At 71.3% G+C, this 15,213-nt stretch carries 10 protein-coding genes and 1 pseudogene; 6 read left to right on the top strand and 5 right to left on the bottom strand.

Going from position 1 to position 15,213, the window contains the following annotated elements:
* Positions 1–30: 30 nt before the first annotated feature.
* Together AB0G35_RS04740 and AB0G35_RS04735 are read right to left on the bottom strand one after the other, a co-directional pair.
* On the bottom strand, positions 31–921 hold the full coding sequence (locus AB0G35_RS04740) for an NAD(P)-dependent oxidoreductase (RefSeq protein WP_360943635.1): 891 nt from the start codon (positions 919–921) through the stop codon (positions 31–33).
* 236 nt (positions 922–1,157) lie between these two features.
* Positions 1,158–1,652, bottom strand: coding sequence for a DUF3145 domain-containing protein (locus tag AB0G35_RS04735; protein WP_030414591.1), 495 nt, complete (start codon positions 1,650–1,652; stop codon positions 1,158–1,160).
* A gap of 323 nt (positions 1,653–1,975) precedes the next feature.
* Between AB0G35_RS04735 and AB0G35_RS04730 the strand changes: the two genes are divergently transcribed.
* From AB0G35_RS04730 to AB0G35_RS04720, 3 genes are all read left to right on the top strand, one after another.
* Positions 1,976–2,887 carry an SGNH/GDSL hydrolase family protein gene (locus AB0G35_RS04730; protein ID WP_360943632.1) on the top strand — a complete coding sequence of 304 codons (912 nt, stop codon included), beginning with the start codon at positions 1,976–1,978 and terminating at the stop codon, positions 2,885–2,887.
* Positions 2,888–2,968: 81 nt separating this feature from the next.
* Complete coding sequence (locus AB0G35_RS04725; RefSeq protein WP_360943629.1) at positions 2,969–4,033, top strand: aldose epimerase family protein; 1,065 nt, start codon at positions 2,969–2,971, stop codon at positions 4,031–4,033.
* A gap of 333 nt (positions 4,034–4,366) precedes the next feature.
* Positions 4,367–5,065, top strand: coding sequence for a DUF4097 family beta strand repeat-containing protein (locus AB0G35_RS04720; protein WP_360943626.1), 699 nt, complete (start codon positions 4,367–4,369; stop codon positions 5,063–5,065).
* A 280-nt stretch (positions 5,066–5,345) separates the two neighbouring features.
* On the opposite strand, the gene AB0G35_RS04715 is transcribed toward AB0G35_RS04720, so the two are convergent.
* Entirely contained in the window at positions 5,346–8,171 is a 2,826-nt protein-coding gene (locus tag AB0G35_RS04715) for a glycoside hydrolase family 3 C-terminal domain-containing protein (RefSeq protein ID WP_360943623.1), read from the bottom strand.
* A gap of 276 nt (positions 8,172–8,447) precedes the next feature.
* Here AB0G35_RS04715 and AB0G35_RS04710 point away from each other — a divergent pair, with 276 nt between their 5' ends.
* The 3 genes from AB0G35_RS04710 to AB0G35_RS04700 all read left to right on the top strand — a co-directional run bounded on the left by AB0G35_RS04710 (position 8,448) and on the right by AB0G35_RS04700 (position 12,664).
* A complete protein-coding gene (locus AB0G35_RS04710) occupies positions 8,448–9,119 on the top strand; it encodes a helix-turn-helix domain-containing protein (RefSeq protein WP_360943620.1) in 672 nt (223 codons plus the stop codon).
* A 456-nt stretch (positions 9,120–9,575) separates the two neighbouring features.
* Positions 9,576–10,910, top strand: coding sequence for a pyroglutamyl peptidase (locus AB0G35_RS04705; protein ID WP_360943837.1), 1,335 nt, complete (start codon positions 9,576–9,578; stop codon positions 10,908–10,910).
* 287 nt (positions 10,911–11,197) lie between these two features.
* Positions 11,198–12,664, top strand: coding sequence for a nitrilase-related carbon-nitrogen hydrolase (locus AB0G35_RS04700; protein WP_360943617.1), 1,467 nt, complete (start codon positions 11,198–11,200; stop codon positions 12,662–12,664).
* Positions 12,665–12,797: 133 nt separating this feature from the next.
* Here the strand turns inward: AB0G35_RS04700 and rbsK are convergent, their stop codons facing one another.
* Both rbsK and AB0G35_RS04690 read right to left on the bottom strand, forming a co-directional pair.
* Positions 12,798–13,736, bottom strand: coding sequence for a ribokinase (gene rbsK, locus AB0G35_RS04695; RefSeq protein WP_360943614.1), 939 nt, complete (start codon positions 13,734–13,736; stop codon positions 12,798–12,800).
* A 421-nt stretch (positions 13,737–14,157) separates the two neighbouring features.
* Positions 14,158–14,991, bottom strand: a pseudogene (locus AB0G35_RS04690) (D-ribose ABC transporter substrate-binding protein); the annotation flags it as partial.
* Between the last annotated feature and the right edge of the window lie 222 nt (positions 14,992–15,213).

Raw genomic sequence — 15,213 nt, 5'->3', positions numbered from 1 at the left:
TCAGCAGCTCTCAGCCGCCCTCAGCCGCCCTCAATCGTCGAAACTGGCGAAGTACGCCGCGGCGCCGTCCTCGTCCCCGTGGCCCTGCGCCTCGGCCCGGCGGAAGCGCTCGGCGGCCGCCTCGGCCAGATCCACCCGTACGGCGGACCGACGGGCGGCCTCGGTGATCAGCCGGGTGTCCTTTCGGGCGGCGGAGACCGTGAAGCTCGCGGGGTACTCACCGGACAGGATGAGCTCGGACTTCATCCGCAGATACGGCACGTCGAGCGGCCCGCCGGCGACCGCCGCGAGCACCTCCCGGGGGTCCACGCCCAGCCCCTTGGCCAGCGCCATGGTCTCCCCCGTGCCGGTGATGAGGGTCATCACCCAGTTGTTGACGACCAGTTTGAGCCGGCTGGCGGCCCCGCGCGCGCCGTCCTCGCCCACCCACTGGGTGCGGCTCCCGACGATCCCGAAGACCCGCTCGGCGCGCTCCCGCACGTCCGGCGCGCCGGCCGCCAGAATCGTCAACTCCCCTTTCTCGGCCGGTGCCTTGGTGCCCAATACGGGGGCGTCGACGAACCGCAGCCCGTGGTCGTCGGCGAACCGGGCGAGCGGGGTGAGCGCTTCGTCGCCCACCGTGCTCATCTGGAGCCAGACGGCGCCGACGGGCAGCGCCGGGGCGGCCCGCCGCACCGCGTCGAGGACGGCGTCCCCGTCGAGCAGCATGGTGAGCACCACATCGGCGCCGTCCACCGCCTCGGCGGGCGTGTCGGCGATCCGCACCCCGTCGGCCGCCAGCGGCTCGGCCCTGGCCCGGGTGCGGTTCCAGGCGCGGACGTCCAGTCCGGCCCGGGCGAGGTTGCGGGCCATCGCCGCGCCCATGATTCCGGTGCCCAGGACGGCTACTGACAGGGTGTCGGGAGAATCGTTGTCGGCCATGAGGGCACGCTAGGTCTTCGAGCGCGCTCCAAGGCAACCATGGCGGTGTGTCGCCCCTCGGGCGCCGCCGCGGCAGTGTCGGACGACCCGGCAGAGACAGCGCGCCTGGCTCCTCACACGACTTGACGCAACCAGCACACGGGCGCGTCGCCCCTCACACGACTTGGTGCAGCCAGCGCACAGGCGCGTCACCCCTCACACGACTTGGTGCAGCCAGCGCACAGGCGCGTCACCCCTCATACGACTTGGTGCAGCCAGCGCACAGGAGCGCCCTCACCGGCGTACCGGAACGGCTCCAGTTCGTCGTCCCAGGGCTTGCCGAGGAGCTTGGCGACCTCGGCGGCCAGCTCCGTCTCGCCGCGCGCGGAGCGGGCGACGGCGGCGCGCAGCCGGTCCTCGGGGATCAGGATGTCGCCGTGGATGCCGGTGACGGCGTGGAAGATGCCCAGGTCGGGGGTGGAGCTGTAGCGCTCGCCCTCGGCGGTGGCGCAGGGTTCCGCGGTCACCTCGAAGCGCAGCAGGTGCCAGCCGCGCAGCGCGGAGGCAAGCTTGGAGGCCGTCCCGGCCTCGCCCTGCCAGGAGAATTCGGCTCTCCAGGTGCCCGGCGACGCCGGCTGCCGGATCCAGTCGAGGTTGACGCGCACTCCGAGGACGCCCGCCACGGCCCATTCGACGTGCGGGCACAGCGCGCGCGGAGCGGAGTGGACGTACAGAACTCCACGTGTCGTCACCGGGACCTCCAGTGCGGTTCGAGGTTCGCCTTCCCCAGCGGCCTCGTGCCCGTTCCGGTTGCGGCCGGGACAGTTGTCATTCTGCCCCAGTGATCACTTCGGCACCAGCATGCGAGGTGACCTACAGTAAACACCATTAGGCGGAATTTGCCGCAAAAGGGACAGGAAATGACGTGATGTAATTTGTCTGTGCCGACCGCACGTGCCACTTTGGGTCACCGCCCGGCAGGCACGGGGCAAAGCTACCGCGCGGTGCCGGACGAGGGGGTGACGTACCGTCGGTACCCGAAGAGATATCACTCGCACGCCGGAGGGGACAGGGGATGACCCAGATCGATCGGCCCTTTCGCCCCCGTCGCCACGGTCGTCGCGTACTCCGCACACGCACCGTCACCGCCGTCTCCGCCCTGCTGCTCGCCCTCGCCTCCTGTAGTGACGGCGGCAGCGCGGGCCCGCACTCCAGCCCATCGGCCGGACGGCAGGCGAAACCGGCGCCCGCCTGGCGCACCCACCCCGGCTCGATCGCGGCGCTCGGCGACTCGATCACCGTCGGCTTCAACGCCTGCACCATCCTCTCCGAGTGCCCCGAGGTGTCCTGGGCCACCGGTACCGACCCCAAAGTCGACAGCCTCGCCAGACGCCTGGTGAAACGTCCCGCCACCCACAGCTGGAACTTCGCCCGGGCCGGCGCCCTGATCAACGACCTGCCCGGCCAGGTAGCCGCCGCGGCCGTACGGAAGCCCGAACTGGTCACGATCCTGATCGGCGCCAACGACGCCTGCCGCCCCGATGTGGGGGCGATGACCCCCACGACCACCTTCCGCGCCGACTTCACGCGCTCCCTGAAGACGCTGCGCCGCTCCCTGCCGCACACCCAGGTCTACGTGGCCGCGGTACCCGACCTGATGCGGCTGTGGTCCGAAGGGCGCAAGAACCCGCTCGGCAAGGAGGTCTGGAAGTTCGGCATCTGCGGCTCGATGCTTCGCGCCCCGGACGACCTGACCAAGCCCGCCCAGGACCGGCGGCTGAAGGTGCGCGAGCGGGTCATGGCGTACAACTCGGCGCTGGCCGAGGTCTGCGGCAAGGACCCGCTGTGCCGCTTCGACCCCGCCGTCTTCGACTACCGCTTCACCGGCCGCCAGTTGAGCACCTGGGACTGGTTCCACCCGGGCACCGGCGGCCAGAAGGAACTGGCGGAACTGGCCTTCCGGACGATCACGCGTCGGCAGGGGTAGCGGCCCCTCCCCCGGGACGCGCGGCACGCAGACGCGCCCTTCCGCCGGACGCGGCTCGCGGCCAGGCATAGGCTCATGCCCATGAAAACGCAGGTCAGCAGGGAACTCTTCGGCACGCTGGACGACGGAACCCGCGTCGACCGCTGGACCCTGGAGGCGGGTACCGGCCCGGACGCCCTACGGGTCCGGGTCCTCACATACGGCGGCATCATCCAGACCATCGAGGCCCCCGACCGGGACGGCAGGTCCGGCCAGCTGGCGCTCGGCTTCCGCGACCTGGCCTCCTACGTGGTCCACGGCGGCTCCCACTTCGGCGCGTTGGTCGGCCGCTACGCCAACAGGATCGCCGGGGCAGCCTTTCCCCTCGACGGCAGGACGAACCCGCTGACGGCGAACGACGGGCGCAACTGCCTTCACGGCGGCTCGCGCAACTTCTCCCGGGTGGTGTGGGACGCCCGCCCGATCGAGAACGGAGTGGAACTGCACCGGGTCAGCCCCGACGGCGAGGAGGGCTTCCCCGGCAACCTGGATGTCCGGGTGACGTACACCCTCTCCCCCGGCCCGCGCGGCGGCACCCTGCACCTCTCCTACGACGCGCACACCGACGCCCCCACCGTCGTGAACCTCACCAACCACACCTACCTCCACCTGGGCGGCGACGGCAGCGGCAGCGCCACCAGGCACGAACTGCGGCTCGCCGCGAGCCGCTACACGCCCGTCGACGACACCGGCATCCCGCTCCCCGGCGCGCCGGCCGAGGTCGACGGGACCCGCTTCGACTTCCGGACCACCCGCGCGGTGGGCGGCCGGTACGACCACAACTTCGTGCTGGACGGCGGCGTGACCACGGCCCCGCGCCCGGTCGCGGAGCTGTACGACCCGGCCTCCGGCCGCACGCTGGAGCTGGCCACGACGGAACCCGGCCTGCAGCTCTACACCGCCGACCACCTCGACGGCTCCCTGACCGGCTTCTCCGGCCTGCCCTACGGCCCGGCGGCCGGCCTCGCCCTCGAAACCCAGCACTTCCCGGACTCCCCCCACCGCCCGGACTACCCCAGCACCGCCCTGCGCCCGGGCGAGGTCTACCACTCGGAGACCGTGTACCGCTTCTCGGTACACCCACGGGAGACGGGCGGCACAGCGTGAGCCGGGGCCCCTTGGGGGCTGGGGGCCAGGGGCTGGGGACCTTTGCGGCTAGGGGGCTGGGGGCTGGCGCCCTTGTGGCTAGGCGGCTAAGGCTGGGGGCTGGGGGCCATGAGGCTCCCCAGGAAGGTCAGCCCCTGGGGGTGAGGTGCCGGGGGTGGGATGAGAGGTGAGGGGGGCTCCCCTAGGGGACTCTCATACCGTGCGGTGATGCCAAAGGTCATACCCTGCGGTGACGCTTCCCGATTCGCGATACCCGAAGATGATCAGTATCCGTCCCATCGGGGGCCGGAACCGCTTCGGTCCCCTTCCTTTCGCCTCGGGAGAAGTATCGTCATGGCCCGCCTCCGCGCTTCTCATCTCGTCCTGTCCTGTGCGGCATTGACCGCGCTGGTGGCCGGCTGCTCGCTCTCCGGTTTCGGTCCGACGAAAGAGGCGAAGCGCACGTACACCGTGGACGGAAAGATCTCTGCTCTCTCGGCGACGACCCACGGCGGCGACATCGAGGTGGTACCGGTCGCGGCCGGCGGCTCGGTGAAGGTCACGGAGAAGTACCGCTACAACGACCGCAAGCCGACCCCGTCGCACAGCGTCAAGAACGGCCGGCTGACGCTGAAGGCCGAGGACTGCGGCATGGGCCGCAAGTGCGAGGTGGACTTCCGGGTGCTGCTGCCGCGCGATGCCTCCGTCAATCTGCACACCAGCGGCGGGGACGTCATCGTCCGCGGCACCTCGGGCGCCATCGACGCGGAGACCAGCGGCGGAGACGTCACCATCACGGATTCCACGGCCCGCAGAGCCCAGGCCAGAACGAGCGGTGGAGACGTCGAACTGACGCTGACCACGATGCCCGACGACGTCTCGGCCCGCACCAGCGGAGGCAACGTCACCGTCCGCCTCCCGAAGGGAAGCTACGCGGTCAACGCCACAACCTCCGGCGGCACCAGCAAGGTCTCCGTGCCGACGGACCCGAAGTCCCCGCACAAGGTAACGGCCCACACCAGCGGGGGTGATGTGGCGGTGCAGACCTCTTAAGACGGTTGCCGGTTCGTCGTGGGCCACTCGTCATCGCCCGCTCGCCGTCGCCGAGTGCGCGGGATGCCGGTGGGGGCGAAACGACGGAAGTGTGAGGGGGAGGGAGGGGGGAGGGAGGGGGAGGGGGCCCGGTCCCAAGGAACACGGGTCAAGGTGGCGGCGACCGGCCTGGTCATCAGGCGGCGACCGGACCTGGCCATCAGGCGGCGGCTGGCCGTGCCTGGCCGTCAGGCGGGCGGTGGTCGGCCTCCACTGCTGTCAGGCGGTGAGGAGTGGGCTGTCAGGCGGCGGTGACCTCGGCTGTGAGGCGGCGGTCGGTGAGGCTGTGTGCGGCCTCGACGGTGTAGACACCCTTGATCCGGAGCCAGTCGCCTGTCTCCTCGTCCCAGATTGCGAAGGCACGGTCCGGCAGCGGGATCTCGGCCTCGGCGCTCTCGCCTGGGCCGGCCTCGACGACGGCGAAGCCAACCAGCCAGCGGATCGGTCGTTCGGGGGCCTCTGTGGTGACGTCGGCAGTCGCCCCCGTCGGGGCGGCCGGGGCGGACTCGGTGCCGTACGGGGCGGGCGTGTTGGCGCCCCGGGCAGGCGGGGTGTTGTTCGGGCTGCTGGGGGTGCGGGTGGGGGTCAGGTAGATCTGGACGGTCTCGCGGCCGGGGCGGGTGCCGGTGTTGCGGAGGCGTACGCGTACGGAGTCCGGGGTGGGGTCCAGGGACTCGTACTGCCAGTCGGTGTAGCCGAGGCCGTGGCCGAAGGGGTAGGCGGGGGTGGGTAGTGAGGTGGACCGCTGCCAGGCGCGGTAGCCGATGAACAGTCCTTCGGCATAGGAGAGTTCGCCGTTGATGGGCGTGACGGTGGTGACCGGGGCGTCGTCGAGGCGGGCCGGCCAGGTGGTGGGGAGCCGGCCGCCGGGTTCGTGGATCCCGAGCAGGACGTCGGCCAGTGCGGCACCGGCCTCCTGTCCCGGGAACCAGCTCAACAGGATCGCGGCGACCTGATCGCGCCAGGGAAGTTCCACCGGAGAGCCGGAGTTGACCACGACTACGGTGCGCGGGTTGACCGCGGCGACGCGGGTGACCAGCTCGTCCTGGCGGCCGGGCAACCGTAGATCGCCGCGGTCGAAGCCCTCGGACTCGACCTCTTCGGTCGTGGCGACCACCAGGACCGCGACATCGGCGGCGGCCGCCGCGCGGACCGCTTCCTCGATCTCGGCGTCCGGGTCGAGCTGCGGCGCGCTGTGGCCGAGGGTGAAATTCAGTGCGTCCAGGCCCTCCCCCAGCCCGAGGCTGCGCGGTACGAAGCGGAGGGTGACGTCGACCCGTTGCCCCGCCGCCAGTTCCGTCGTCACGGTCTGCTCGGCGGGCTTCATGTACGCCTCGAAGGGGTCGCTTCCCTCGGGTGCGACGGTGTCGTCGAAGAGGACCGTGTCGTCCACGGTCAGCCGGAGGGCGCCGGTGCCGGCGACGGCGAAGGTGTGGGTGCCGCTGAGCTGAGGGATGTAACTGCCGGCCAGTTCGACGGCGTTGAGGTTGTGCCGGGTGACGCCGGCAGGGAAGCGGCCCATCACCTGCACTTTGCCGTCGAACTGCGGCGTTTCTGCCAGCAGGTTGCCGTGCCCGTCGAGGTAGCGGGCGCGCAGGGCGAACCCGTCGCGGGCGTGCGGGATCCGGGTGCGCGGGTCGGCGCCGACGGCGAAGGTGACGTCGACGTCGTCGGGCAAGGCCGCGCGCAGTCCTTCCAGCGGGGAGACGATGCGGTCGGGGAAGACGGTCGCGGATCCGCCGCCGAGCACCCGGGCGTCGCGCGCGGTGGCGCCGATGACGGCGAGGGAGCGGATCGCCGTCGCATCGAGGGGCAGCAACGGGCGTGCGCTGCCCATTGGTTGGGTGGCCACCTTTTGGTGGGCTACCGGTTTGTCCTTACGGGCTACCGGTTCGTCGGCCACCGGATCGTCGACCACCGACTCATGCGCTACCGGTTCGTCGACCACCAACTCATGGGCTACCGGTTCACCCGCTACCGACTCGTCAGACATCGATGCGTCGGCCGTCGCCCCACCCCCCATCGACCTGCCCTCCATCGGCTCACCCGCCACCGGCTCGTTGCGGAGCAGGACGAATGAGCGGCGGGCGATTTCGCGGGCCAGCGCGGGGCCGTCGATTTCCTGGGGTACGTCGGCCGGGGCGACGGCGGCGGGTACGTCGGCGAGGCATCCCGTCCGGGCGGCGAGCAGGAGCACGCGGCGAACCGCGTCATCCACCTCGTTTTCGTCCACCTCACCAGCTCGGACGGCCCCGGCGAGCGGGGCGCCGTAGACGGTGCGCGGGCCGGGCATCGCCACATCCAGGCCGCCGCGGAGCGCGCGGACCGTGTCGCGGGCGGCCGTCCAGTCGGAGACGTTGCAGCCGTCGAAGCCCCATTCGCCGCGCAGGACCTCCTGGACGAGATAGCGGTGTTCGGTCATCGTCGAGCCGTTGACCTGGTTGTACGCGGTCATGATGCCCCAGGGGCGAGCCTGGGTGACGATGTGCTCAAACGGCGCGAGGTACAGCTCGCGCAGCGGGCGGGGCGCGATGCGGTTGTCGACGGTGAGCCGGTCGGTCTCGGCGTCGTTGCCGACGAAGTGCTTGACCGTAGTTGCGACGCCGCCTTCCTGCACGCCACGTACGTATCCGACGCCGATCTCGCCGGTGAGGAACGGGTCTTCCGAATAGCACTCGAAGTGGCGGCCGCCCAATGGGGAGCGGTGCAGATTGACGGTGGGCGCCAGGAGGACATGCACGCCCTTGCGGCGGGCCTCCTGGGAGAGGAGGTGCCCGGCGCGCCGGGCGAGTTCGGGGTCCCAGGTGGCGGCCAGCGCGGTGGGGCTGGGCAGGGCGACCGAGGGGTCCTCGGCACTCCATTCCTGGCCGCGTACGCCGATCGGGCCGTCCGACATCACCAGCGACCGGAGGCCGATCTCGGGGATGGCGGGGAGGGTCCACATGTCCTGGCCGGACAGCAGCCGAACCTTGGTGTCCAGGTCCAGCGCGGCAAGCGCTCGTTCGACGGCCTCGGCATGTTCGTCGGCCGTGTCGCGGGACGGGCGGTGTGACTGGGCGTCGGTCATACGGCTCTCCGGTCTCGCTGTGGGGCCTGTTGGGATGGTTGGGGCTGTGGGGACTGTTGGGATAGTTGGGGCTGTGGACCTGTGGGACCTGTGGGACTTGTGGGACTTGTGGGACCTGTTGGCCTGTTGGGTCGGTGGGGCCCGGCGGGGGTGGCCGCGGGCGTCACGCGGATCCCCTGGCCGGATTGTGATCCGCTGACCTCCTGAACGGTAGGCATTGTGATCCGTCCGTTATCTTCCCGTACGAGTTCTCCACGCCGGGGTTACGCTCGGCCCGTGACTGCACGAGATCGGGGCGCCTCCCGCGACGGCCGCACGGTGCCGCGGCGGGGCGGTGGCGGACGGGAGGCCCAGCGCGCGGAGCGGCGGGAGGCCATCTTGGAGGCCGCCGTGGAGCTCATCGCCGAGCGGGGCTACCGCCGCACCTCGCTGGCCGCCGTCGCCGAGCGCGCAGGGCTGACCCAGCAGGGCTTGCTGCACCACTTCCCCACCAAGGAGCTGCTGCTGGTCGGTGTGCTGGAGGCGCGCGACCGTTGGGATCTGGCCTCGTCCGCGGCGGCGTCCAGGACCTGGCGGACCGACACCCTCGCCCAGCTCGTGGACTACAACGCCACCCGCCCCGGCATCGTCCAGACCTACACCGTCCTGTCCGCCGACAGCGTCACCGAGGGCCACCCCGCCCGCGCCTTCTTCGAGTCCCGCTTCCAGGCCGTACGGGCGGCGATGGCTGCGGCGCTAAGGGCCGAGTTCGGGGAACGGCTGCCCGGTGGCCTGACGCCGGAGCGCGCGGCTCCGCTGCTGGTCGCGGTGATGGACGGGCTCCAGTTGCAGTGGCTGCTGGACCCGGAGAACGTCGATATGCCTGCGGCGTTCCGGGACTTTGTGAGGTTGCTCGGGGGCGGGGAGGACGACAACCGGGGCTCCGGAACGCCTGCCGGAGGGGTGTGAGGCAGGGCCTACTGGAAGGGGCGGGAGACAGGGCTATCGGAGGGGTGTGAGGCAGGAGGTCGTCATCCCGTCCGGGCTGTACTTGGCGCGTCGGCCGGGTAGTCCCCGTCGGCACCGTCGGCATACTGCTCGCCCGCGGGCGCGGAGGATGCCGGGGGCAGCTCTGGCATCCCCGGCAGCCCCGACGCCCGGACAGCCCGGACAGCCCGGACAGCCCGGACAGCCCGGACAGCCCGGACAGCCCGGACAGCCCCGACAATACCGGTCGCGAAGTGTCAGGTGCGGGCTGCAACCGGACCGAACCCGAACACGAACCGTGCGGGAAGCGCTATCCGTACCCGGGCAGGGCCAGGTATCCGCCCTCTACCGTCGCGCCCGCGCCCCCGCTTTACTCACCCCATGAGATCCCCATTTGCCCCCTCGTGCCCGCGCCGCGTCGGGCGCTCAACTGCTCGGCTGGGCACGCTCGGTGTCGCCCTGCTGGCCGCCGCTGTGCCGCTGTCCCTTCCGGCCTCGTCGGCCGCGGCAACCACGACGTCCGTTACGACCGCCCATACCTCTGCGGCTGCGGCTACGGCTGCGGCTACGACGATGGACCTCTCCGTGGAGGAGGACCGGCTGTCGCAACCCGCTCCTCAGGAGATCCTGCGGCGCAGTGGATTTGTCGTGTGGCCGCGGGAGTTCGCGCGCGGGCTGGCGCGGATGCGCACATACCCGCAGGCCAGACGGTATGTGGAGGCTGAAGGTCGGGCGTTGTGGCGGCGAGCCGTGGACCGGGTGCAGGGGCGCGGGCCCGTGGGCGGTGATCTCAGCCGGGACGACGACCGCCCGCTGTATTGGGCACGGTTAGGAATGTCGAAAGAACTGCGGCAATGGCAGCCCGGCTTCGGGCTGTCGCCCACCCAACGGGAGGCGTTGCTGCACTCGTTGGAACGTGGTTCGCGGGGCCAGGACTCGATCGAGCTGCCCGCGGGGAAGCACCTGCTGCGGATCGTGGTGACCGGGTTCGACCCGTTCCAACTGGATGACGATCCACGGCGGAGCAACCCGTCGGGAGCGGCGGCGCTCGCGCTGGACGGGACGACGATACGGACCGCGTCCGGTGAGTCGGCGCGGATCGAGGCCGCAGTCTTCCCCGTACGGTGGGCCGATTTCGCGCGGGGGACCGTGGAACGCACGCTGGCACCGTATGTGCGGCGCGGGCCGCGGCAGGTGGATCTGTTCACGACGATCAGCCAGGGCCGACCGGGACGGTTCGACGTGGAGCGCACCAACGGCGCCTGGCGGGGCGGCTATCCCGACAATGTGCAGGAGTCGCGTACCGAGACCGTCCCTATTCCGCCCGGGGTGCCCACCGTGACGCCGCAGCCGCAGTGGACGACCACCAGCCTGCCGTACGCGCGGATCGTGGCCGCCGGCACCGGGCCGTACCCGGTGGTCGATCACACCGCCGTGACGGAGATCCCCGCGGGCGGCACGACGCCTGTCGTGCGGCCGGACGGGCCGACTCCGGGGTCGACCGCCCGGGCCGGAGGCGGTGGGGACTATCTGTCCAATGAGATCGCTTATCGGGCGACGCTGCTCCGGGATGCGGTCGGACGTCCGACGCTGCCGGGCGGGCATCTGCACACTCCCGTCCTGGAGTTCGGGCCCGGGAACACGGATCCGGCGGACGGGCAGGTCACCGACCCGGTCCTGGTGCAGAACCGGATGGCGATCACCCGGCAGGTGCGGGAGATCGTGACGGTGGCGGCCGACTCGGCGGGCGGCACTGCGGCCGGTGCCTCGTAGCGGAGGGAGGGTACGAGACCTCGGGACGGTGGGAGTCGTGCGGGGCCTGGTGGCGGAAGGAGTCGTGCGGGACCTCCTGGCGGAAGGAGCCGTGCGGGACCTCCTGGCGGAAGGAGCCGTGCGGGATCTCGCGGCGGAAGGAGTCGTGCGGGGCCTGGTGACGGAAGGAGGATGCGCGCAGGAGGGTTGAGCGAGCTGGGCGTACAGCCGGAATGCCACCGGACAGGCCCGCGAAAAGTTATCCACAGGCCCGCACGCGTCGATGCCGCGGCGGGCATCATGGGGGAATGATCACCGCAGCCGCACAATTCGCCGCCGTGCCAGGGGATATCGAGGCCAACGCCGCGCGGATGGCCACGCTCATCGGCGAGGCCGCCGGCCGTGGCGCCGGCCTGGTGGTTTTCTCCGAACTCGCCCTGACGCACTACGACCTGCGGCTCATAGCGGCCGATCCGGACCGGCTCACGGTCGCTCCCGACGATGACCGGCTGACGCCGGTCCGGGAGGCCTGCCGGGCAAACGGGGTGGCGGCGGTGGTGAACGCTGCGGGCCGGTCCGTCGAGCCCGGCGGCCGGCCGACGATCTCCTCGTTCGTCTACGGGCCGGACGGCGCCCTGTTGACCCGTTACGACAAGGTCCATGTTTCCGAGGACGAGAGCAAGGTTTTCGCGCCGGGCAGCGCGGAGGGCCGGTTCTTCCTGGGCGGGATCCGGTTCGCGCTGGCCACGTGCTTCGACAGCAGCTTCCCCGAGGTGCCGGCGCGGGCCGCGGCGGACGGTTGCCGGGTGTATCTCTCCAGCGCCTTCCACGATTCGGCGGAGCGGTTGGCACGGTACGGCGAGATAGCGCGGGAGCACGGACTCCTCGTCCTGCTCGCCAATGGGATGGAGGTCGGCAGTCCTGGGCCGGCCTGCGGACTGAGCGGGATCTGGCTGCCGTCGGGTGAGCGGGTGGCGGCGGCCGCCGAGTGGACCGCGCCGGTGCGGGGCGGCGGTGCGGAGCTGGTGCTGAGCGACGTCCGTGACCTGATCACGCTGAGGTCGGACCCGGCGGTGGCGGCCATACCGGTCAAGGAGTGCGGTGAGCCGCTAGTGGACGTGCGGACCGCGGCGCCCGACCTGCTGGTGGCCGCGGACCATCGCGACGGACGGGGTGCGTTCGCGCACCTGCGGGAGGGGGTGTTGCAGCGGCTGCTGGACGCACAGCGGGCGCTGCCGGCCGGACTGCGGCTGCAGTTCGTCGAGGGGTACCGCCCGCCGGGACTCCAGCGGCGCTACTTCGAGCAGTACGCGGACGAGCTGCGCGCCGCGCACCCGGACTGGGACGGGGCCCTGGTCCATCAGGCCGCCAGCCGGTATGTGTCCCCGTCGGAGATAGCACCGCACAGCGCGGGTGGCGCGGTGGACCTGACGCTCGTCACCGCGGAGGGCGAAGAGGTCGACATGGGGACGCCGATCGACGCCTCCCCGGAGGAGAGCGACGGTGCCTGCTACACGGCCGCGCCGGGGCTGTCATCCGCGGCCCGCGAGCACCGCCGCATATTGAGCGCCGCGCTCACAGCCGCCGGGCTGGTCAACTACCCGACGGAGTGGTGGCACTGGTCCTACGGCGACCGCTACTGGGCAGTGGCGACCGGCGCGGACCATGCACTGTACGGACCGAAGGAGCTGGAGAGGGAGAGGGATAAGGAGATGGGGGCGGGTACGGGCACGGGGGCGGAGAGCGGGGCGAGGACGGAGATGGGGGCGGGATGAGGAGGCAGACGCAGATGGGGATGGCGGTGGACGGATAGCGGTGGACGGATAGCGGGGCCCCGGCCGGCGCCGCTGCGAGGGCGGTGACGCGGCCGGGGGGCGCGGCGGGGCACCGCCCCGTACACGCCGCTGCTTACCTGCCGTCACCCGCGTCCTGAGTGGATTCCGGCACCAGGGCTTCCAGCTCGGCGCGGGTGGGGTACGAGGGCTGGGCGCCCGGCTTGGTGACGGCTGCGGCTCCGACCCGTACGGCGAAGCGGGCGGCCTCGGGGAGGGCGTCGCCGCGGGCCAGGCGGGTGGCCAGCGCGCCGGTGAAGGCGTCGCCGGCGCCGGTGGTGTCCACGGCCTTGACGCGTACGCCGGGTACTTCCGTGGTCCCCGAGGCGTCCAGGACCAGCGCGCCGGCGCCGCCGAGGGTGACGACGACGGAGCGGGCGCCCTGGTCGCGCAGTGCTCGTGCCCACTCGGCGGGCGTGCCGTCCGCGAGGCCGGACAGCTGGCGGGCCTCGTGCTCGTTGACCACCAACGGGTCGGCCACCGCGAGGAGTTCGGAGGGCAGTGCCGTCTCGGGCGCCGGGGAGGGGTTGAGGACGACCCGGGTGCCGGCCTGTTCGGCGGTGGCTGCGGCGGCCCGTACGGACTCCATGGGGATCTCCAGCTGGAGGGAGAGCACCGCGGAGGCGGCGATGGTGTCCTTCGCCGCGGCCACGTCCTGCGGGGTGAGGGCGGCGTTGGCGCCCGGGGAGACGACGATGCTGTTGTCGCCGTCCGGGTCGACGATGATCATCGCGGTGCCGGTGCGGGCCGTCTCGTCCACGATGACCGGCGAGACGTCGGTGCCCGCCTCGCGCTGGGCGTGCAGCAGTAGTTCGCCGTAGGCGTCGCCGCCGACCCGGGCCAGCAGCGCGGTGCGCCCGCCGATCCGGGCCGCGGCGGCCGCCTGGTTGGCGCCCTTGCCGCCGGCCGATTCGACCAGGTCCGTGCCGGGCACGGTCTCCCCCGCGCCGGGCCGCCGCTCGACCCGTACCGTCAGATCCGCGTTGGCCGAGCCGACCACCAGGACGTCATACATGCGCCGTTCTCCCGTTTCCGAGCGTCGCCCGGTCCCGCCGATGGCTGCCCATGCGCCGCTCTCCTTCTCTTCTCGTGTGTGGTGCGTTGCTTGTGGTGGGTTGGTTGTGGTGCGTTGCGCGTTGCTTGTTGGGTGTTGCGTTGGTGGGTGCGTGTTGCGTTGGTTGGTGTGCGTTGGTTTGTGTGCGTTAGTTGGTGTGCGCTGGTTGCTGCGTGTTAGTCGTCTTGTTGCTGTCGTGCGTGTTGTTGCTGTTCACGTGTTGTCGCGGTCGTGCCTGCCGTCGTTGTCGTGCCTGCCGTTGTTGTCATGACTGCTGTGGCTGTTCGTGTGTTGTTGCTGTTGGGTCTGTCGTTGTTGTCGTGTGTGTTGAGTGAGCCCGGACCATGCGGCGGCGGCCCACGTGCCAGGCCGCCGCTGTGCCTCATCCGGCGTCGAACGTGGCCGCGTTCTTGCGGGTCACCAGGACCACCGGCACCTTGACCGACTGCGGCAGCTTCTCACCGTGGGCGGCCTTCAGGGCCCAGTCCACGGCTTGTTTGCCGAGGAGTTCCGGCTGCTGGGCGAGGGTGGCGGTCAGGGTGCCGTTGCGGACGCCCGTGATGCCGTCGGGGGTGCCGTCGAACGCCACCACCTTGACGTCCTTGCCCGACCGGCCGCCCAGCGCCTTGGCAGCGCCGAGCGCCATCTCGTCGTTGGCGGCGAAGACCCCGGTGATGTCGCGGTGGGCCTGGAGCATGTTGGTCATCACGTCCATGCCCTTGGCACGGTCGAAGTCGGCGGGCTGGCGGGCGACGACCTGGATGCCGGGGTACGTCCTGAGGCCCTCCTCGAAGCCCCGGCCGCGTTCGCGGGCCGCGGAGGTACCAGGCTGTCCTTCGAGGAACGCCACCTTGCCCTTGCCGCCGAGCGATTCGGCCAGCGTCTTCGCGGCGAGCCGGCCGCCGGCGACGTTGTCGGAGGCGATGGTCGAGCCGACCGTGCCGCCGTTGACGCCGCGGTCGAGGGAGATGACCGGTACCTTCGCCCGGTTGGCGACGCCGACGGCCGGGACGGCGGCGTCGGAGTCGACCGGGTTGATGATGGCGGCCTTGACGTTCTGGCTGGTGAACGTCTCCATCTGGTTGATCTGCTGGGTGGGGTCGTTCTGGGCGTCGGTGATGTTGATGTGCAGACCGCGGGCTTCGGCCTCGGCCTGGGCGCCCTTCTTGATGCCGACGAAGAACGGGTTGTTCATCGTGGACAGGGCGAGCCCCAGGTCGGTGTTGCCGCCGCGGTCGCAGCCGGTGAGGGTGAGTGCGAGGGCGGCCGTGACGGTCGTGGCCACCGCCCTCGCGAGCGTCCCGCTTCGAGCCCCCTCGCGGACGTTCCTCCCGGCATCGCTACGAGCACCCCCTCGGGCGTCCCTGTGGACATCGGCATCGCTGCGGGGATCGTTACCGGCTTCGCTGCGGGGATCGTTACTGGCATCGCTGCGGAG

This window comes from Streptomyces sp. NPDC021749, assembly GCF_040640655.1.
In the GTDB taxonomy this organism is placed as follows: Bacteria; Actinomycetota; Actinomycetes; order Streptomycetales; family Streptomycetaceae; genus Streptomyces.
This window is presented reverse-complemented; position numbering and strand designations above follow the sequence as displayed.

What these genes read in the sequence shown, in the direction of transcription:
- AB0G35_RS04740 (WP_360943635.1), bottom strand. Translation starts at nt 921, where the DNA reads ATGGCCGACAACGATTCTCCCGACACCCTGTCAGTAGCCGTCCTGGGC.
- AB0G35_RS04730 (WP_360943632.1), top strand. Translation starts at nt 1,976, where the DNA reads ATGACCCAGATCGATCGGCCCTTTCGCCCCCGTCGCCACGGTCGTCGC.
- AB0G35_RS04725 (WP_360943629.1), top strand. Translation starts at nt 2,969, where the DNA reads ATGAAAACGCAGGTCAGCAGGGAACTCTTCGGCACGCTGGACGACGGA.
- AB0G35_RS04720 (WP_360943626.1), top strand. Translation starts at nt 4,367, where the DNA reads ATGGCCCGCCTCCGCGCTTCTCATCTCGTCCTGTCCTGTGCGGCATTG.
- AB0G35_RS04715 (WP_360943623.1), bottom strand. Translation starts at nt 8,171, where the DNA reads ATGACCGACGCCCAGTCACACCGCCCGTCCCGCGACACGGCCGACGAA.
- AB0G35_RS04700 (WP_360943617.1), top strand. Translation starts at nt 11,198, where the DNA reads ATGATCACCGCAGCCGCACAATTCGCCGCCGTGCCAGGGGATATCGAG.
- rbsK (WP_360943614.1), bottom strand. Translation starts at nt 13,736, where the DNA reads ATGTATGACGTCCTGGTGGTCGGCTCGGCCAACGCGGATCTGACGGTA.